Origin of the sequence: Daejeonella lutea (assembly GCF_900168015.1) — a bacterium.
GTDB lineage: Bacteria > Bacteroidota > Bacteroidia > Sphingobacteriales > Sphingobacteriaceae > Daejeonella > Daejeonella lutea.
In genome coordinates, this window is the sequence record NZ_FUYR01000001.1 from 1,769,137 (window position 1) to 1,789,378 (window position 20,242).

Below are 20,242 nucleotides of genomic sequence, written 5' to 3' on the forward strand. Positions count from 1 at the left end.
CAGAGCCATTTATGAAGGAACGGAGGAAACGTATCTTACTATATGTGCTCGGAGGAATATTTCTGGGCTTTATAGCTCTTACCATCCTGGTATCTTCATTTCCTGTTTCTGTAGTTGACCGGGAGTTTTCGGAAGAAATTCAGGAACACCAGCACCCCTTCATTGATTCTGTCATGAAGATTATTAGCTGGCCAGGTTATGCCCCTCAGTCGATTATAATTGTGCTAACCGTAGCGGCGATCTTTTTCTTATACAAACGCCGAAAAGAAAGCCTTTTTATTTTGCTGACGATGATATCAGGAATTATAGGTCGGTCCTTAAAGATCTTGATCGACCGTCCCCGGCCAACAGACGACCTGGTCCTTATTATAGAGAAAGCCAAACATCAAAGTTTTCCAAGTGGCCATGTACTGTTCTATGTTTCATTCTTTGGTTTTCTTATCATCTTGATGTATCATCTGAAAGATATTAACAAGTCATTGCGGATTTGCGTGATGGCATTTTGTGCCTTTATGATATTCACCGTGCCGGTCTCCAGAATTTATCTGGGCGCTCACTGGTTCACAGATGTACTTGGCGGAGCCTTGCTTGGTATTTTAATACTGTTTGGACTAAGTTATTTTTACATGAAGAATCATAATCATAGTGAGCATTCCTGAGTGCTAATCCTTACGTTTAAGTATGTGGAAATATTATGCGCTGTTATCTGCCCTTTTTGCAGCCGCAACAGCTGTGCTGGCAAAAGTAGGTGTAAAAGGAATTAGCGGGAACGTTGCCACGGCGGTCCGAACCGTTGTCATTCTTTTCATGGCCTGGGGGATAATTTTATTATCAGGCGAACTAAAGGAAGTAAAGCAGCTTAGCCGAACAAATCTGATCTTCCTGGTTCTTTCGGGTGTTGCAACAGGCTTGTCGTGGATATTCTATTTCAAGGCCCTAGAAACAGGCGACGTCTCAAAAGTAGCACCTATCGACAAACTTAGTGTTGCCATCGCAATGGGTTTATCGTTTGTGTTTCTAAAGGAACCGATGGAACTAAAAACTGTTATCGGCGGCTTGCTCATTGTAGCAGGAACATTTGTGATCATTTCCTGAGTCAGAAGATGCTTCTAACGAAGTTTCTGCTTCCTTATTCTCACCAGATAGCTTCGGATAGGGATGTCGTAAAACATCATTACAAGATAAGCAAACGCGATCAACAGCATTGTCCCAATGATAATAATAAGGGTGAGCTGAGCAGTTTCCGGTTTATAAGCAGTATAATAATTAAGGAACACCCAAATGACCATGTAATGTGTCATGTAAAGAGGGTATGAAATATTCCCCGAGAATTCACAGAGCTTCCTCATCTCCGGGCTAACAGTGGCTCCGGCACCCAAAGCAACAATCAGTGGAAAATAAAACAATACCACGATCGCTTCGGTCAGCCAATTCCAATCTGAATAGGGCATTATAAAGGCCAGAGAAAGAAGCGCTGCCAGGCCAGCAAAGCCCAGCTTGTTTTTAATGATCCAGTTTGAACGGAAGATTAGCATGCCGATCATAAAGGAGTAACAAACACGCGCACCGCCGTCCCAGAAAGTACCTCCGCTCCATCCACCAAGCAGATTTCCTGCACGAAATGAAACAAAACACAAGATAAGACCCGCGATGACTGTCAATAATAACAAGGGGCGCCGACTTAAGCGATAAAGAATCAAGGCATAAAAAATGTTGACAATATACTCCCAAAACAACGACCAGGTCGGTGCATTCAGAGTAAAAAGATTAAAAGAACGTTCTTCGGCTATGGGCAAGGGGATAAGAAAGATTGAAGCCAGAGACATTAAGGCGAGCTTTCCCGCGCTGTACACGTTGCTGTAAGCAGAAAACGGATCTATCAGGAAGCTTACTAGTCCCAGGGCCGACCCAAACACTATAAGGGGATGAAGTCGGATTAGCCTTCCTTTAAAAAACTCCCAGGTTCCCATGCCTGCGATGCGATTATCGTAAGCATAAGCTATTACAAATCCGGATAAACAAAAAAAGAAATCAACTGCCAGGAAACCATGCCCAATGAAATTTTTGCTGAACTCAAACACCATTTCCATAAAATGGAAAATAACTATAGCCAGTGCAGCCACTCCTCTCAAACCATCTAGAATTTGGAAATGCTGTTTGGATTGAAGCAGGTCGGTGTTCATGACCTTTAGTCGTTATTTACCATAGGAACCGTGGCCGCGATGGTCGAATCACGTATTACTAACTCAGTAGGGAGCACCAGGTTTTGCTCCTTTTTATGTTTCGCTCCCGATTTCATTTTATTCAGCAAGATGTTTATGACTTTATCCGAAATCTCATCAACGGGTTGAAAGATCGCTGTAATGGAAGGCTTATGTAATTCGAATAATTCATGATCATCAAACGTAATTACAGAAAGGTCATTAGGCACGTCCAGTTCAAGTGTCCGGATTGCTTTGAGGCCGCTGATGCCCAAGTAATTCGTTGCAAAGAAAATAGCATCAAGTTTGACACTTCGTTTAAGAAAAGTAACGATATGCCTCACAATGTTTTCGGTACTTTGATTAAAACCAATCTCCTTCACATGGAGGGTAAGCCCCGCTTCTTCGATTGCCTTTTCGTAGCCGCTCAGCCGGTCCTGCATTTGCGTTTGCAGTGAATCCAGGGTAACAAAACCGATATTCCTGCAACCTGTACTGATCAAATGTTTAACCGCATCATAGCTGCTTGAAAAATTGTCAATTGTTACTGAGTCGACGGCAACATCCGTGAGGTATCGGTCAAAGAAAACAACTGGAATACCCGCATTTATTAAGGAGCTTACATCTTCCTCTATCCCCTCGGGGGGACTAATAATATAACCATCCACATGCCGTTCGCGGAACATTTGGATAAGCTCCTTGGTCCTTACAGTATTATTATCGGTGCTGGAGTAGATAATCTTATAGCCATTTTTGTAAGCAAGCTCTTCAATCCTCCGCGCGATCGTTGCAAAAAAGGGATTGGAAATGCTTTCAACCATCAACCCGATAATATTGGTCTTTCCAGTACGCAGGCTTCTTGCCAGGGAATTTGGTTTATACCCAACCTCCGCAATGTACTTCTCTACCTTTTCTACAAGTTCGACGCTTATCCTTTTTTCCCTCGCCTTTCCATTCAAGATAAAGGATACTGTAGTCGGCGAAATCTTTAGAACATTTGCAATATCAGTAATGGACGATCTTTTCTTCAAGCTGAAAACGTTATAAACGCAATATATTCTTTTCTTATATTTTATTTATTATCGTCTGAGTAGGAATATGGAAACGTCACAGAAGTGATACCTTTTTTCATTTCAGGTGATGCGGACATTTTAAAGTTAAGCTCGCCGCCCTTCAATAGCTGCTGATGACTGACCCAATTCTGCTCATGATTTTTACCATTTAGCTTCATTTGCTGAACATATACATTAGAGCTTGAATTCTCAGGTGCCTTGATGACCAGCTCTTTCCCATTTTCCAGTTTTAAGGTTACCTTTTTAAACAATGGTGCCCCTAATACATACTGATCCGTGGCCGGAGTAACGGGATAAAACCCCATCGCCGAGAAAAGATACCACGCAGAAGTTTGACCGTTATCCTCATCTCCGCAATATCCATCAGGCGTAGCCTTATACAGACGATCCATAACCTGGCGTACCCAGTATTGAGTTTTCCAGGGCGCCCCGGCGTAGTTGTACAGATAGATCATGTGCTGGATAGGCTGGTTTCCATGGGCATACTGGCCCATGTTTGCAATCTGCATCTCTCTGATCTCATGAATTACCCCACCGTAAGCGCTTTCATCGAATATAGGAGCCATTGAAAATACGGAATCCAGCTTGGTAACAAACTTCTCATTGCCGCCCATCAAATTTGCGAGCCCCTTTACGTCATGAAATACAGACCAGGTATAATGCCAGCTGTTCCCCTCTGTAAAAGCTCCTCCCCATTTAAATGGATTGAACGGGGATTGAAAACTTCCATCTTTATTCTTTCCCCTCATAAGACCCGTTGACGGATCAAATAAATTACGATAATTTTGGCTTCTCTTTGCATACAGATCAATTTCCGCCTGCGGTTTATTTAATGCCTTTGCAAGCTGATAGATCGCAAAATCATCATAGGCATATTCCAGTGTCCGGGCAGCGTTCTCCTTGATCTTCACATCATAAGGAACATAGCCTAAACTGTTGTAATATTCCACACCTTCCCGGCCAACGGCCTCTATCGGTCCTTCATTATTAGCTCCTTTGACTATCGCCTGGTATAAGCTTTCAATATCATAACCTCTTAAACCTTTTATATAAGCATCTGCTACCACCGATGCAGAGTTCTGCCCTATCATTATATTGGCGTATCCCGGACTTGACCATTCAGGAAGCCAGCCGCCTTCTTTATAGTCATTGATCAGCCCTTCCTGCATTTCTTTATTGATAGAAGGGTACACCAGGTTCAAAAATGGATACAGGGCCCGGAACGTATCCCAAAATCCAGTCCCAGCAAACATATAACCCGGAAGTGTTTCTCCGGTGTAAGGGCTCCAGTGAACTATTTTATTTTCTGCATTGATCTCATAAAGCTTGTTTGGGAAAAACACCGACCTGTAAAGACAGGAGTAAAATGTTCTTAACTGGTCGACACTTCCACCCTCAACTTTAATCCGGCCCAGCGTCTCGTTCCATATCTTACGCCCGTTCATTTTCGTCTGATCAAATGTCGAATTTCCTACTTCCCGGTTCAATGTTACCTGAGCTTGTTCTACACTTATAAATGACGATGCTATCCGAGCGTTCACCTGCTCACCTTTAACTGTTTTAAATCCAATGACTGCAGCGCTATGATCGGCAAGAAGTTCGTTTTTCCCCGCCGTGAAAACCTTTCCATCCCATGTCCCCGACACGGTAATGTCCTTATCAAACTGGATAACAAAGAAATTTTTAAAATTCTTTAGTGGCCCCCTGCTGTAACGTGTGGAATATCCGATGATCTTTCTTTCTGCAGGGATGATCTTAACGAAACTGCCCTTATCAAAAGCATCTAATATTACAAAGGAGCTGTCTGACTTTGGAAACGTAAATCGAAATTGTGCCGAACGTTCTGTAGGGACGATCTCGGTCGTGACGTCGTGGTCAGCCAGATAAACACTGTAATAATATGGATTTGAGATTTCAGACTTGTGAGAAAACCAGCTGGCACGGTCATTCTGGGCAACCCTGAGTTTGCCGGTTACAGGCATTATTGAAAACTGACCGTAGTCGTTCATCCAGGGTGAGGGCTGATGAGTCTGTTTAAAACCTACAATCTTATCCGCAGCGTAGGTATATGCCCAGCCGTCCCCCATTCTGCCGGTTTGTGGAGTCCACAAATTCATTCCCCAGGGCAGGCCGATTGCTGGATAGGTATTTCCGTTGGACAATGATGGCTTTGAATCAGTCCCCATTAGTGGATTAACGAAATCGACCAGTTCAGCAGACTTATGGACGCTCTGTGCAAAAGCGCCAAAAAATGGTAATGCGATAAGTATAATCAGTAATTTATTTCTCATGGTTTCTTTATTTATAATTCCTGTCGGTTCAATTTCCTGTCAAACTCTTCGGTTGCAGCCCCCAGAAGCGCTGCATTTTCTTTCAATTCTGAAACCCGGATTAACACCATTTCCTCCCTATGGAGCAGGTTTGCCGTGAGTTCCTTTGAAAAATGATCAAAAGCATGGGAGATTTTCCCTCCTATAACCACCTGGTCAAGGCGATGCATATTAATCTGGCTGTCGATGAAGCGCGCCAGGTTATGTCCAAATTCTCCAAACACCTGTTTTGCTTTCTGATCGCTGTTCACCCTTGCACTCAATTCTTTGACCCCGGGTAAGCGAACACCTGTTAATTGGTGATAACGAGTGATCAGCCATCCTCCTCCCAAATATTCCTCGGCAATTCCATCCAAAAATGGCGTATTCCAAAGATCTGCATCAGAGACTTCGCCCTTAAGGCATAAGGCTGAACCAAGGCCAGTTCCCAATGTGATCCCAAGCACTGATTGCTCGCCGGGTGGATGAGCGAATAGTTCTCCTCTTAAAAACGCCTCCGCGTCATTAACAAACTTAATATTGTAGAGCTTGACATTTAAACGTCGAACAAATTCATCCCTGATATTCATCAGATAAAGAGACTGGAATTTATTCTGTTCCTTAATCAGGCAGATCCCATTTTCATAGTCAAACGGTCCTGGTAATGCAAGCCCAATTCGTTTCTCCCTGACATTCCAGCCTGCATAGGCTTCTTCAATTACCTGGCACCAGGCATTTATAATCACCTCAGCTTTTTCATGAGGGTTTATTTCTTTATACTTTATAGATGTGCTGATTATTTTTCGCTCTCCCAGATTAATCAGCCCAGCTGTTATATGTGAACCTCCGATATCAACACCCAATACAAGAGGATTTTCCATTTCTAATTTTAAAAAAGATGCCCGCAACACCCTAAACTTAATTGTATTTTAATTAATCCCTGCTAAAAATGGCAAATTTTGACAAAGATCTAGAGACGGGATAATATATCCTGGCATCATCTGTCTGGGATTATCAGGTATTAAAAAAGCGGGTGCATAAGGCACCCGCTTTGTATAGGCAGAATTAGTAACCAGGGTTTTGTTTCAGGTTACCATTAAGGTTAATCTGCTGTTGTGGAATTGGAAACAGCTCACGAGTTGCTGCTGTAGGAGTATGATCCCACCATGCTGCAGTACTGAATTTACCGAAACGGATCAAATCGTTTCTTCTGAATCCTTCAAAAATAAATTCTCTTCCCCGTTCAGCAAGTAATTCGTCCATAGTCAGGGTTGCAGGAGTATAAGCTCGTGTTGCCCAATCAGCTGCAAAGAATGCGCGCTTTTTAGTGTCATTTATCAATTGAACGGCCTCAGCATTTGCCGTTTTATTGTTTTTCCGCATAATAGCTTCGGCTTTTGCGAAATAGATCCACGTCAGGCGATAGATATTCCAGTCGGTGTTATTATAATTTGGATTGATAGGTGGATTACCGCCTGGTCCCGGGAATTGATTTCCAAGCTTGTACTTGTTAAACCGTACACCGCTGTTTTCTTCACCTTCGCTCATGTTTGTGACGGTTGAGTTGGTTTTATTTTTACGGATATTGTCAACAAACACCAATTGCTGTCCGGCATATTCTTCCGAAGCAAGAACCGGAGTAACGCCATCAGTAAATTTCACCATCGGGCCTATCAGCATCCAGTTCGAGCGCCGTTGATCAGCTGCTTCAAAAGTTGAGTAAACACCTGGAATAACCACTATACCATCGTTACCATTACGACCTCCACCATAAATTTCCTGTTGTTTGAAGTGATAAAACTCACCGGTCCAGGAAGGCTGGAAGTTAGCAACGCTGAAATTGTAGGCAATACTGAAGATCACCTCTTTCGAAAGGTCATTTTCTGGCTTGTAAGTATCGATGATATTTGGATCCAATGCCATTGCACCATTTTGTCCACCTGCTTCACCGCTGATCAGCTTATTTGCTGCGGCGATACAATCATCCCATCTTTGCGTACCAGTCCAAACCTCTGCATTAAGGTAAAGTTCAACCAGCATCGCATAAGCTCCAGCTTGTGACATACGTCCCATCATCGCACGCGATAATTTTGGCACTTTGTCAATATTCTCCTTGATCTCCTTTTCTATGAATTTGAAGACCTCAGCACGAGGCATAGTTTCTGGCTTCGCTGGAACACCAACCTGCGTTACAATTGGAATATTTCCAAAAAGGTCCATCAACTTCAGGTAGTGAAACGCACGCAGCAATTTTAGCTCAGCCACATAGCCGTCCTTTTCAGCTTGCGTGATTCCCATTTTAGAAATATCCCTTTTAGAAATATTTTCAATTGGGTCATTACAAAGGCCCATACCCCAGAACATCAGTGACCAGGCATTATTCAATCCTCCCTCATCAGTTGTCCAGGTATGGTAGTGCAGACGTTTCCATTTTCCGCCGTCTTCACCATGACGCCCTTTTGTTGGCCATGCAAGCTGGTCGCCAGAAAGCTCAGCTGGTCTCCACCATCCGTCTTGTCCCGACGGTGTAACCCAGGCATTGGCATGTGTGTAAGGCCTTAGAACCGCCGAAAGAACTTCTGCTTTGTTATTGTAAAAATCATCGGTGAGGAGCTGGTCATAAGCATTCTCATCCAATTTGGTACATGCCGTGCTAACACACAGAATGCCCGTTATTGCCATATATAATAATTTCTTACTTTTCATTTGAATATAATTTTGTTTTTTATCGGCAATGAAGCTATCGTGGGCATATTCATGTCCGTTTGTGAGCGGTATGCCCATGATGGTTTCATCTTCAAAAATTTAAAAGCCTAAATTCAATCCTACCATAAACGATCTTGTGCTTGGATAGGGTCCCCTGCCGTCAATACCAGGGCCTAATCCATTATCAGGTACATAATCAGGGTCACTGCCTGTATATCCTGTAATGGTCGCGAGGTTCTGACCATTCGCATATACCCGCATATTACGGATGTATTTCGTGTTCAACTTAAAGTTGTATCCCAGCGTAATTTCATCAAGCTTAACATAGCTGCCTTTTTCCAGGTAGTAATCAGAATACATGTAGGTATCCTTAATTTCACTGTATTTATCAAAGGTGCTCTTCAGCAGGTTACCACTCCAGGTTTTGTTTGCATAGGAAATTGCTGAAGTGTTCAGGATATCATGTCCGAATTTACCTCGGAAGAAAACACGGAAGTCGAAGTTTTTAAACCTTAGGTTCTGTGTCATCGAGGCATAGAATTTAGGAATCGCGTTTCCGATTTTAACAAGGTCTGTAACTGCTCTATCTCTGGAATTGTTGATTTGCGCGTTCAGTACTTTTTCACCTTTACGGTTATAGAACAGCCATTTACCCGTTGCGTCAAATCCTGCAAAACGTTTACCCCAGAATTCACCAAGACGTTCCCCTTCATAGGTTACTATCGCGTCTCCCAACGCACCAGCGCCGCCGATACCACCGAAAGTTTTGAAAAGCACCTTATACTCGTCATTGGAATAAGAATCAAGCACATTCTTGAGGGTACTTCCCGTGAAGTCCATATCCCATCCGAGGTTGCTGCGATTTATTGGAGCATAATTGAAAGCAAGCTCAATCCCTTTGGAAGAGATAGTCCCCACGTTCGTGTAAATGCTGCTCTGTATAAAAGGCGGCTGAGGTGAAGTGTAGGTATCCAGAAGGTCTACCACCCGGCGGTCGAAGACTTCAAGACTACCGTTGACTTTAGTTTTGAACAATGAAAAATCCATGCCTACATTGAGCTCATGCTTCGTTTCCCACTTCAGATTAGGATTAGCATTCCGCGTTGGCCCATAGGTTTCGAGGTACTGTCCATCCGGGAATAAGTAACGGCCACCACCACCCAGAGTTACCCTGGAGGCGTTGTTGGCAAATCCACTGTTCCCAGTCACACCATATCCTACCCTAAGTTTCAGGTTATCAACAAAATTTACATTATCCATGAAAGACTCGTCGGAAATATTCCAGCCAACTGAGGCCGCGGGGAAATATCCCCATTTGTTTTGATCACCAAATCTGGATGAACCTTCTCTTCTCAGGATAAACTGCGCAAGGTATTTGTTGTTGTATGAATAATTTACACGCCCAAAGAATGCAATCAGGGTATTATCATTCTTAAAACTACTCATGCTTGCCTTTCCAAGCGCGAGAGCAGATCCCTGAGCAATGTTATCCTCATGAAACAGGTCATTGATAAAACCCCGGTTGGAAAATGCGCCACCTTCTTCAAGGTAGTAACGATAACTATATCCGGCAAGGGCAGTCACGTTATGCTTATCAATTAGTTTATTGTAGGTAATAGTCGGCTCAACAGCAAACGCGTTTGACAGGAAAGGACTGCGATAAGCATACCCGCCACTTGGAAAATCCGTGTTCTCAACTGAATTCTCGCTTGCCTTTAAACGGTATTGACCATCCAGCCAGCTATTACGTGTAACCGATCCAAAAACAGATGCCGTCAGGCCTTTGAGAATCTCTAAATCAGCCTTAACATCAGCTGAACTGGTTTGCTGTTTTCTGTAATTGGTTTCCTGGAATAACCGAGCATACTCATTTGTACTGGTAAGGTCAAAGCGGTACGTTCCGTCAGGTTTGAAGTTAGAAAGCGTCGGATTCTTGGTCGCTTCACTTTCCCAGCCTCCACCGCCTAATAAATTTGCATTATTGAAATTAGTAACCAGGTTCAGTTGAACATTCAACTTGTCTTGAAGACCTTTCTGATTCATATTCAACCTTAAAGCATATTCTTTCCTGCTGTTCTCTTTACTTATCCCTTCGAGGTTCCGAAAGTTTAAACTAGCCCGGTAACTTGTCTTATCACTACCACCTGACATAGAGAGGTTATGATTTTGCGATAGGTTATCGTGATTGATAAGCTGATCTAAAAAATCTGTCGAACTTCCAAAATCCTGCTGCGCTATCTGTCCTTCCTTGATCTTTTGACGGAACTCATCAGCGGTAAGGAATTCTCTTCTATTTGGCCCAAGCCTTTCCGTCCTCAAATAACTATTGTAGTCGAATCTCGGCGGACCTGGACGGCCTTTTTTAGTAGTGATGATGATAACTCCTGCGTTTGCACTGGTTCCATAAATAGCCGCACCTGACCCGTCTTTCAACACATCGATCGATTCAATATCGTCTTGTTGCAGAAGATCTGCGTTCGCACCTGGAATTCCGTCAATCACGAATAATGGGCTGGCACTTCCTGCAACGGAAACGACGCCACGCAACTGAATTGAAACCCCACTGTTAGGATTTGAGCCGCTGGTTCTGGTAAGGTTAAGTCCTGCAACTTTACCCTGTATAAGGTCCAGTGGATTTCTCGACCCACTTTGTCTGAATTGCTCCGGACCAACGTGGGCTACCGCTGACGTTACTTCCTTAATACCCTGCGTACCGTAACCAATCCCAACTACAACAACTTCTTCTAATGATTTAGTGCTGATTGCAAGCCGGACATTCAGATTTGTTTGTGATCCAACAACGATCTCCTGAGAAGTGAAGCCAACATAGGTAAATACAAGCACGGAAGATTCACCTGGTACATTAATGGTGAAATTACCGTTGTTATCTGTGCTGGTTGAAGTACTTGCTCCTTTTACCTTTACAGATACACCTGGCAGAGTAACTCCACCTTCATCTTTAACATTTCCCCTGATCACAATATCAGCTTTCCTGACACTGCTTGCAGCATTAGCCGGTTCTGAATTTAAGCTTGCTGCTCCGGCCGAAGCTGTCGTGCCAATAAAAAAGAGGGATCCTAAACAATAGGCATACCCGCTCTTAGTAAATCGCCGGGCGATTAATCTGGTAAACTTTTTAGTCATAATAATAGATTTTGTTAAAAATTGATTTAGTTGGTTTTTCATTAAAGCGCCTGAAATTTTGTCCAGGCAGGTTTACCTTAGCCGTGGCTAAAAGGTTTCATTTGGTTTAAAGGCATGTTTCGAAAGATTAGGTATAGTTTTACTAAAACGTTTTAGCAAACTGAAATTAGAAATCTTTCAACGACAAAAAAAAGAATAGTTAAAGTATATTAGTAATAATTTAGTTACAAACTGGTTCGATTGCGTGAAATACGCATTTTACATGTAACAATATGCGTGCATTAGGTCTGCAAGCTAATATTGAACAACGAAATATTTTTCACTCTCAATAAACCTATAGATAAATACTAAATCATTTTAGCATATTGATAAACTTATTCATCTACTATGAAATGTTTCAGGCAAATTTCTTTACTGCTCATTTTTGCAGCGTCTCAAATCAGTACCAGTATTTACGGGCAAACAAGCTCGGGATATACCCGATACGTAAACACCTTCGTAGGCACCAGTCCACTCACCGACCCCAAAATTTTAGGATATAAGCTGCCTGAGGGATGGAGATCATGGGCCGGCCTGACCTTTCCCGGCAGCTCAGTACCGAATGCAATGGTGCAGCTCAGCCCCATGACTAAATACCAGCCCGCAGGCGCAGGGTATGAGTACGAAGATTCAGTGATCGTGAGTTTCAGCCATACAAATAAGGGGCATTGGAACCTCGGAAATATTCCTGTACTGCCGCTTTCTAATCCCGGGCCGAAATTTGGCTCACGCTTTACACATAAAAAAGAAAAGTCCTCGCCGGGTTTTTACCAGGTATATCTCGACGACTACAATGTATTGGTCAGTCTGACCTCCACGTTGAGGGCTGGGTATCACAAATATGAATTCAAAAACAATAAAGGAAGGCAAATCCTTTTTGATCTTTCAAAAGCACTTAGCCGGGTGAGTACCTGGAACATAGAACAGGCCGGTGATGCTGCATTACAGGGGTTTCAGAGCGGAGAAAACATATATTTCTATGCGGTACTTAATACCAAAATAGAAAAACTGGTGAAAACTGATGAAGGTACCAAGTCCGGATATGCTATTGTACATCTCGCTGATGGCACTGCTGGACCAGTCGAATTAAAGATTGGTTTGTCATTCGTCAGCGCAGCGAACGCAAAGCAAAATCTTGAATCGGAAATCGGTAACAAATCTTTCGAAACAATTCGTAAAGAAGCAAATCAGACATGGGAAACGCTCCTTTCAAAAATCCAGGTTAAGGGTGGCTCTGAGAAACAGCGGGAAATGTTCTATTCATGTCTGTACCGTTCGTTTCTCTGGCCGGCACTCCGCAGCGACGTAAACGGAGAATATAAGGATGCAGCAAAGAATACTGTAAAAGGAAATTTTAACTACTATACCGAGCCTTCCTTGTGGGACACCTATCGCAATAAAGACGTACTGCTGGGCTTAATCAGCCCTGATGTTACTGTCGACGTGATAAAATCAATGAAAGATGTTGGTGATAAAACAGGCTATATTCCGACCTTCTTTCATGGTGACCATGGCGCTTCATCAATAGCTGGGGCATACCTTCGGGGTATAGATAGTTTTGACATCAGGGCTACCTATCAGCTATTGCTTAGAAATGCAAATGTACCGGGACGGGCGCGCCCGCACCTCGCTGAATATATGGCTAAAGGTTATATCTCTGATCCGGACATCCCCAAACCCCATGTGGAAACAAAAGCGAAAGCAGGGGTATCCAAAACCCTTGAGTACGCTTACGATGACTACTCCCTGGCTCAGATCGCAAAAAAGTTGGGCGATACAGCGAACTACCGCATACTTATGGCCCGCTCTGGTAATTACAAAAACATGTTTGATCCATCCACCCGCTTTATGCGCGGCCGACTGGATAATGGTGATTGGATCAAACCCTTCGATCCGCAATACCCCTATTACGAATATATGTACAGGGAGGCCAATGCCTGGCAGGTTTCTTTTTACGCACCGCACGATATGCCTGGCCTGATCAAACTATATGGCGGTCCCAAAGGGTTCGAGTCAAAACTTGATTCATTTTTTACTGTACCCTGGAATCCAAATCACATCGCCAGGAATATTGAAACGATGATCGGACAATACTGTCATGGAAACCAGCCTGATCATGAGGCTCCCTTCAGCTACTATTTCATAGGAAAACCGGAAAAGAGCCAGAAGATACTTGACTACATTCTGAATAATTTATACGGCATGAGTGACGGACTCACCCTTTCGGGGATGGATGATGCCGGGGAAATGTCGGCCTGGTATGTTTTTACCGCTTTGGGCCTCTATACATTTTCAGCAACAGATCCGGAATACCTGGTAACAGTCCCTTTATTTGACGAAGTGAAATGGAAAACGAGTACCGGAAAATGGCTGACAATCAAAAAACCCGGGAAGGGCCGCGACCTGAAATCTATCCGGGTAGACGGGAAAGAGAATAAGGGCTATTATGTGCCTCATGATCTTTTTAAAAATGGAGGTACGATCCAAATCCTGACAAAATAATTTATATTAGTTCATCTATTCTGAAAATATGAAATTCATCTTATTAACATTGTTGACTTGTGCGCTTGTATCATTTAAGCCACCCTTGATTCACAATCGGGCTCTTCGGCTCCCTTCAACTCTCTCCTTCCAACGTTCAACCTATTTATCTGAACGGGACACCCTCTACCTAAATTCAGAATACAAGGAAGTCGGCAAGAGAAAGCAGGCACAATACCTGAAGCTTGTCACAAAAACCGACAGCGGTTATGTGGAAGAGATATTCAGTAAAACAAGTCAACCGGAGCAGAAAATTACTTACATGGATGCTGAGCTTAAAGTCAAGCATGGTTACGCGGTAACTTATCTCGGTAAAAATGTTGACAGCCATGGGCGATATGAAAACGACAAACATGAAGGCCCCTGGAAATATTATCTCGATGATAAGGTCTCCGCTGCGGTTGTATACAAGGAAGGTGACATAGTCAATGCGGAATACTTCAAAACAAACGGTGAAACAGAAACCGATAGGTCAAAAATTGACCGTCAGCCGTCATTCCCCGGAGGCGATAAGGGTTTTGGTGCCTATTTGGTTCGTACTTTAAAATATCCCCCTGAAGCCAGAGAAAGGGGAGTTCAGGGCACTGTCATTGTAGCATTTACAATCACCGCCATTGGAGAGATCAAGGACATCACTATTTTAAAAAGTGTTAGTCAAGATATCGACAACGAAGCCATTCGCGTAGTAAAAGGCATGCCCTTATGGATTCCGGCTTTACAATTTGGGCGACCAGCTAAAGCGAGGCACAAGATGCCTTTAAATTTTAGATTGGGTTGATAAGATCAAACACCAGCCTGTGATGGACACAAGCAGGTCATTTGCATCAACTGTGGGCAGGTTGATACTTGATACTTGATACTTAATTCTTGGTACTTAATTCCTGATACTTATATAAAGCTATCCACCTCCCTGTACGCTTTAAGAAGCGCCAGCTCCCCGTCCTTCCCCTTTATCGAATTTCCATGTTCCATTCCCAGAACGCCTTTGTATCCTTTATTGTAGATATGTTTTAAGACGTTTTTGTAATTGATCTCCCCGGTGGTCGGTTCCTTCCTGCCCGGGTTATCACCGATCTGGATGTAAGCGATCTCATCCCAGCATTTATCCATGGTCATTATTAAATGGCCTTCATTCCGCTGCATGTGGTAGATATCATACAGGATCTTACATGCAGGACTGTTTACAGCCTTACAAATTAAATGGGTTTGATCCGCATTCTGAAGAAACAGATTGGGGCTATCACTAAGCGGTTCCAGCACCATGGTGATGTTATGTGGAGCAAGAATATCTGCCCCACGGCGCAATGCCTCGATCACATGTCCGGTCTGTATACCAATCTGAAGATTCCTTTCATAGTCACCCGGCACGATCGTCACCCATTTTGCATTTACTCGCTTTGCCACGTTAACGGCCTCTGTACACCCCTTTAAAAATATGTCGATATATTCTTTCTTTCCTGCGGCCAGAGTATTTGCTGAATTCCCTCCCTTTTCCACCACAAAAACTCCCATTGTCATTCCAAGGCGGGCTAGAGTTTCGCCAATCTTCGTCTGATCTGCCGGACTGCGCCCCATCATGCCATTGTCTTCAATGCTCCGGAAACCCTGATCATGCATAAACTTTATCTGGTCAATAAAATCTTTCCCCGCATGGTTTTCAAACATTCCCGCATGAGGTGCATAATTGAGATTAAAAGTCTTCTCCGCCGTTGGATTGTTCAGCATCGCTGCCATACCTGAGTTTGCGAAACCAGCTGTCACACCGAGCAAAAGGCTTTTTTTAAGAAATTCGTTTCTTTTCATCATAGGAATTTAATACCCAAGTTCATTGTAGTCTTAGGGAACTCTAACGCAAGTTATTATTTCTTTGCAAAAATCTAATGAGGGGCTGAAATAATACACAAACTTTAGCGGTGGCATTGCGTTCTTTCGTGAAAAAAGATATTCGAAGTAACGGCAAAACATGACGTCAACCTACTATCACCCAATCCGATGATCCTTTTCAACACGAATCTTCAAATCCTCAGCAACACAAGGATTTTCCCTCAAATATGCAACCCGCTGCGATCCGGTATAGGTTCCGTTTAACCAGGTCTTAACCTGATTACGTTCCAGGATCGCAGGCATCCTATCGTGAATTTCTGCCATCGCTGAATTCGGCGGCATGGTGATCATCACAAAAGTGGGTAGAAGCACATTGGTTTTGATGTCCAGCCAGATATCCCATAAACCGGCGATATAAAATGGCTGTCCATCTGCACGTTCGATTCGGTAAGTTCGCTCCTGCTCACGGTTGTATTCAAAAAAAGCCTGGATCCGAACCACACAGTGCTTTCGGCCGATGAGCTCTTTCCATACCGGGACGGTGAACAGGGATTCAATGCGCGCATGTTTGTTCTTGCTATGGATCCGATCATCGTCAAGAGACAGTAAACCCCACCGAAAGGATTGAACTTTGGTTGGTGATGCATCTGTGACGACTGGCATCATTGAGCCAGGTTTACCGCCACTATCGCTTTTTGGAGTGTACGATGAGCCATCCCTGCTAATAATCCTGAGGTCCTTTTGCTCACCAATTTCTACGTGTCCGCACATACCATTCTAAACGAATAGTTTTACTAATTATTTTAGTCTTTTAGTTTTCATGCAGCGCTGTAATACCAGTCCTTCTCTTTCTCCAGTGAGGGTGCCACTTGCTTTTCGCTTTGACGCTTGTCGATGTAAAAGGTCTTCCAATGACTGATTTCGGAAACAATATGCCGCATCGTGATTGTGATTGAAATGTCCTCCCTCCCCAGCTCCTTAAGTTTTGCACAAATGATCAGGCAGACCTTCCGGGCAAATTCATCGATATTTTTCTTCTTCTTTTCAGGTGGAAAGAACAGCTAGGCCTTTGGAGTTCCTTGTAAAATATCCTTTTCATTGCGTTACGATAATGTCTTTCCAGTCGGTGGTATATTGTTTACTCAGGTATTCCTGTTTCATTGCCCATTTCCTCTCAAGGCTGTCGACTGCCAAACGCAGCGTACCCCGGCCGTAACGGCCGTTTAAATCATCCATCAGGCCTGCCAGTTTTTGTTCACGGCTATGCTCGTATTTGGTAAAAAGGTTGTACTGGACTTCGTTTTCGGGAATAATTCCAGTAACGCGAACCCCGGTCTTAAGGTAATTATAGCCCGGCTGCCAGATAGCACGGATCGCCTGCACGGCAATACGGGTTAACTGATGGGTGCTATTCGCAGCAAAAGGAACTTTCACGGTGATGCTCGGATAATGCTGATCATGTTTGATATTATGTTTGTTGGTGCGCAAATAAATGGTGAGCGTGATTGCCATACTTTTTTGCTGCCGCAGTTTGAGTGCAACAGCAGCTGCGTGCATGGCTGCCGCTTCTTCAATGGGCTCCAGGGTTGTTTGATAGATATTAAAACTCTGGCTGGATTCAATTCCCTTTGATCGCTCGGCCACATCATTGATTACGTTACAGGGTTTACCCCAAAGTTCCTGGTGTAAACGCCATCCTTGTACCGTCATGTGCTGACGTACAAAATCCGGCTTGAGTTCGCGAAAATCCTGAGCTGTCATAATATTATACTGGCGTAGTTTGCTGTAATAAGCCGGACCAATACCCCATACATCTTCAATCGGGAATTTTTTTACCGCATCTTTGATCCTGGCCTCCGTGTCGAGCACTAAGTAATCCCGCTTTAGCTTTTTTGCCGCTTTGTTCGCCAATTTAGCAAGCGCCATAGTGGGGCCAATACCCAGTGTGATCGAAAGCCCGGTATCCCGCATCACATTTGTGCTCGTTAGCTGTGCATGCTTGTGCAAATCGAGGCCTCTAATATTTTGAAGATCCAGAAACGCTTCATCAATACTGTAAACCATGAGCATCGGGGTATAACGTGCTAGGTTGTTCATCATCCGGGCGCTCATATCTGCATACAATGCATAATTACTGCTAAAAATGATTGCATTATTTTCTGCCAGATGCTTGCGGACAAGAAATTCAGCGTCGGCCATTTTAATTCCGATAGCCTTTGCCTCATTGCTTCGGGCTATCACACAGCCGTCGTTATTCGACAGTACCACTACCACCCTCCCTCTTAGATGAGGCTGAAAAAGCGTTTCGCAGCTTACATAGCAGTTATTGATGTCAACATGCGCAAACACGTGCGTACCTCCCTATCATATGCCCCGGCTGCAATACCGGATTTAATGTAACTGTAACTACTCCCCAGCAGCTCCAGGTATCTGTATCGTCTATAACGATCGTATCCTGCTCACGCGCTGCCTTCAACAACAAGCGGGATCCGTCCGGTCGGTACTCACGCGTCAAAAACTCGTCGCCATGATAGAAGACCACAATGCTTCCTGGAATAGGTTTAAGTCCACGGTCAATTACCAGGACCTGATCTTTCAGTATATGGTAACTGGTCATCGCCTCACTTCCCATACGCATGTAAAAGGTATTATCAGGATCTATCACTAAAATATCACTGATGTCAAGTGTCGGCTCCTCATGCATCATCATGGGCAGCCGGAAACCAAGTACATCGCGCTTATTGGCTTGCTTTTTTACTCTTGTCATCGTTATCACTTGTTTCAATTTCGTTTGAATAGGGGTACAGACTGTTCTGGACCGCTGCACGATATTCATTGCGGCGCTGAAATTGGATATATTTCCTGTGCTCCAATAGTTCAAGCTTGATTGGGGATATATCCGGCCTTACCATAGATTCTGTTTTACATGGTCACTTGGGATATTGTGCTGTAAACTCATATTCTGCAAATAGGAATCAAAGCTAGGTATCTGGAATTGATAATACTAATATTTTTAGTATTTTTATTTTACTCCCAATAAGAATTTAATTACGATGTTTTTTATAGGCATTAAAGCTTCCGCTTTGCCGAGGTTTCTTCAGGCAAAAAGTAGGCATGCCGATTTCTATGATAAAACCAAATATAAAGGACCAGAGGGAAATCACGAGTGCCTTAAAACAATAACTAAATACGAGTAACAGCCGCGCCTGCCTGATATTTCTCGCAAATCCACATTTTAGTCTTAACGGCGCAATACAAGCCGTATGAATTTATTGCAAATCATGAAAGTGACTACAACACTTGTGCGTTGCTTGTTGGTTGATAAATTTTGGACAATATCCTGTGGAGTATCCCCAAACATATCCTTATCAACCGCACGCAGAGGCAGATTTTATGTCAAGATAAATGTTAAATGATCTGACGAATTTGCCAGACGATCTCGTTAATCCAGGCCGGGTTATAGATTCCTGAAGACTGGCTGCATCGCCATTCCTCTTCCTCTTCAACCAGGGTTAATGAAAGCCTGTACTGCGGAATATCTACTAGAAAGCTCCGTGCCTGGTCTTGGGTAACAAAAGCACGAATATTCCCCTGGCTGAAATCTGATAAATAAACTTCCATATTTTCAATCTAAAAAGTTTCGGCATTTAAATATTCAGGTTTGCTACTACAACACCCGCGCCTGTAATGCGGTTATTACATACATGTTTGATTTGTAATAAGTTTTCTGAAAAGAGGAGATCCAGACCAGATTATTTTTTCCAAACGGTCTTAACAAATTTTGCGTTCGAAAATTCCTCTCCGTTAATTTTGGTGTTTCCTGCTATTCCACCTAAACGCCCTAATGTTGTGCAATCAGCTGTCATAACTTCTGTCGTCATATCTGCCCCGCAGGTACCCGGGCCAAAGGCATAAACCGTCTTTCCCTGGAAAGTATATTCATCAACTTTAGCATCGCTACAGGATGATGATGTGCTGTATTCTTTGATCTTAGCCTCAAGGCATTTTGGCAGGGAAGGTTTTTGTGTGGTGCAGGCAACCACGATTATTGCAGACAGAAGCAAACAAGTCAAAAATTTCATAGGCAGGGAATTAAAAAATTGTCAAGCTTAAAATTATGTGCCTCGGCACTAAGCGATGCAAATTATGAACGTAACTAAAAATCCCATCCAGGGCGATTTCATTGAAATAACAAGAATTTTTAGAACTTGTTTTTAGACGGGTATAATCAGATCGACCGCTCATATGTAAACGAGAGCTCGATATATGCCGTTATTTACTGCTTATTCGAACAAACTGCTTTCAAACAGATCAAATACTTGCAAGTCTCTACGTTTAACTACCGACTAGTCAACTACTCGATCGGAATAGTTGGCCGTCTGCATTATATAACCAACTAGACTAA

At 43.3% G+C, this 20,242-nt stretch carries 16 protein-coding genes; 4 read left to right on the top strand and 12 right to left on the bottom strand.

Annotated features, from left to right (window positions below):
• Nucleotides 1–11 precede the first annotated feature (11 nt).
• Nucleotides 12–659: a phosphatase PAP2 family protein gene (locus B5X60_RS07910; RefSeq protein ID WP_079702048.1), complete on the top strand. Its 648-nt coding sequence runs from the start codon at nucleotides 12–14 to the stop codon at nucleotides 657–659.
• A 22-nt stretch (nucleotides 660–681) separates the two neighbouring features.
• The gene (locus B5X60_RS07915; protein ID WP_079702049.1) at nucleotides 682–1,095 is read left to right on the top strand and encodes an EamA family transporter; all 414 of its coding nucleotides are present in this window, start codon (nucleotides 682–684) and stop codon (nucleotides 1,093–1,095) included.
• 14 nt (nucleotides 1,096–1,109) lie between these two features.
• Here the strand turns inward: B5X60_RS07915 and B5X60_RS07920 are convergent, their stop codons facing one another.
• The 6 genes from B5X60_RS07920 to B5X60_RS07945 form a co-directional block, all read right to left on the bottom strand.
• Nucleotides 1,110–2,183: an acyltransferase family protein gene (locus B5X60_RS07920; protein ID WP_079702050.1), complete on the bottom strand. Its 1,074-nt coding sequence runs from the start codon at nucleotides 2,181–2,183 to the stop codon at nucleotides 1,110–1,112.
• Nucleotides 2,184–2,188: 5 nt separating this feature from the next.
• A complete protein-coding gene (locus B5X60_RS07925; protein ID WP_079702051.1) occupies nucleotides 2,189–3,232 on the bottom strand; it encodes a LacI family DNA-binding transcriptional regulator in 1,044 nt (347 codons plus the stop codon).
• A 41-nt stretch (nucleotides 3,233–3,273) separates the two neighbouring features.
• The gene (locus B5X60_RS07930) at nucleotides 3,274–5,565 is read right to left on the bottom strand and encodes a GH92 family glycosyl hydrolase (protein WP_079702052.1); all 2,292 of its coding nucleotides are present in this window, start codon (nucleotides 5,563–5,565) and stop codon (nucleotides 3,274–3,276) included.
• Nucleotides 5,566–5,576: 11 nt separating this feature from the next.
• Complete coding sequence (locus tag B5X60_RS07935; protein WP_079702053.1) at nucleotides 5,577–6,464, bottom strand: ROK family protein; 888 nt, start codon at nucleotides 6,462–6,464, stop codon at nucleotides 5,577–5,579.
• A gap of 184 nt (nucleotides 6,465–6,648) precedes the next feature.
• Complete coding sequence (locus tag B5X60_RS07940; protein WP_245803481.1) at nucleotides 6,649–8,367, bottom strand: RagB/SusD family nutrient uptake outer membrane protein; 1,719 nt, start codon at nucleotides 8,365–8,367, stop codon at nucleotides 6,649–6,651.
• A gap of 21 nt (nucleotides 8,368–8,388) precedes the next feature.
• Nucleotides 8,389–11,433, bottom strand: a complete 3,045-nt coding sequence (locus B5X60_RS07945) for a SusC/RagA family TonB-linked outer membrane protein (RefSeq protein WP_079702356.1) — start codon at nucleotides 11,431–11,433, stop codon at nucleotides 8,389–8,391.
• Between the two features lie 387 nt (nucleotides 11,434–11,820).
• Here B5X60_RS07945 and B5X60_RS07950 point away from each other — a divergent pair, with 387 nt between their 5' ends.
• Together B5X60_RS07950 and B5X60_RS07955 are read left to right on the top strand one after the other, a co-directional pair.
• Nucleotides 11,821–13,974 (top strand): GH92 family glycosyl hydrolase, encoded by a 2,154-nt coding sequence (locus B5X60_RS07950; RefSeq protein WP_079702054.1) that lies wholly within the window; start codon nucleotides 11,821–11,823, stop codon nucleotides 13,972–13,974.
• Nucleotides 13,975–14,002: 28 nt separating this feature from the next.
• Nucleotides 14,003–14,791 (top strand): energy transducer TonB, encoded by a 789-nt coding sequence (locus B5X60_RS07955; RefSeq protein ID WP_079702055.1) that lies wholly within the window; start codon nucleotides 14,003–14,005, stop codon nucleotides 14,789–14,791.
• A gap of 110 nt (nucleotides 14,792–14,901) precedes the next feature.
• On the opposite strand, the gene B5X60_RS07960 is transcribed toward B5X60_RS07955, so the two are convergent.
• The 6 genes from B5X60_RS07960 to B5X60_RS07985 all read right to left on the bottom strand — a co-directional run bounded on the left by B5X60_RS07960 (nucleotide 14,902) and on the right by B5X60_RS07985 (nucleotide 19,919).
• The gene (locus tag B5X60_RS07960; RefSeq protein WP_317043743.1) at nucleotides 14,902–15,819 is read right to left on the bottom strand and encodes a hydroxypyruvate isomerase family protein; all 918 of its coding nucleotides are present in this window, start codon (nucleotides 15,817–15,819) and stop codon (nucleotides 14,902–14,904) included.
• Between the two features lie 174 nt (nucleotides 15,820–15,993).
• Nucleotides 15,994–16,608 carry an SOS response-associated peptidase family protein gene (locus tag B5X60_RS07965; RefSeq protein ID WP_079702056.1) on the bottom strand — a complete coding sequence of 205 codons (615 nt, stop codon included), beginning with the start codon at nucleotides 16,606–16,608 and terminating at the stop codon, nucleotides 15,994–15,996.
• 324 nt (nucleotides 16,609–16,932) lie between these two features.
• Nucleotides 16,933–18,186, bottom strand: a complete 1,254-nt coding sequence (locus tag B5X60_RS07970; protein ID WP_079702057.1) for a Y-family DNA polymerase — start codon at nucleotides 18,184–18,186, stop codon at nucleotides 16,933–16,935.
• Entirely contained in the window at nucleotides 18,170–18,604 is a 435-nt protein-coding gene (locus B5X60_RS07975; protein ID WP_079702058.1) for a LexA family protein, read from the bottom strand. Before B5X60_RS07975 ends, B5X60_RS07970 begins: the two co-directional genes overlap by 17 nt.
• 641 nt (nucleotides 18,605–19,245) lie before the next feature.
• Nucleotides 19,246–19,458: a hypothetical protein gene (locus tag B5X60_RS07980; protein ID WP_079702059.1), complete on the bottom strand. Its 213-nt coding sequence runs from the start codon at nucleotides 19,456–19,458 to the stop codon at nucleotides 19,246–19,248.
• A 131-nt stretch (nucleotides 19,459–19,589) separates the two neighbouring features.
• The gene (locus tag B5X60_RS07985) at nucleotides 19,590–19,919 is read right to left on the bottom strand and encodes a DUF6970 domain-containing protein (RefSeq protein ID WP_079702060.1); all 330 of its coding nucleotides are present in this window, start codon (nucleotides 19,917–19,919) and stop codon (nucleotides 19,590–19,592) included.
• Between the last annotated feature and the right edge of the window lie 323 nt (nucleotides 19,920–20,242).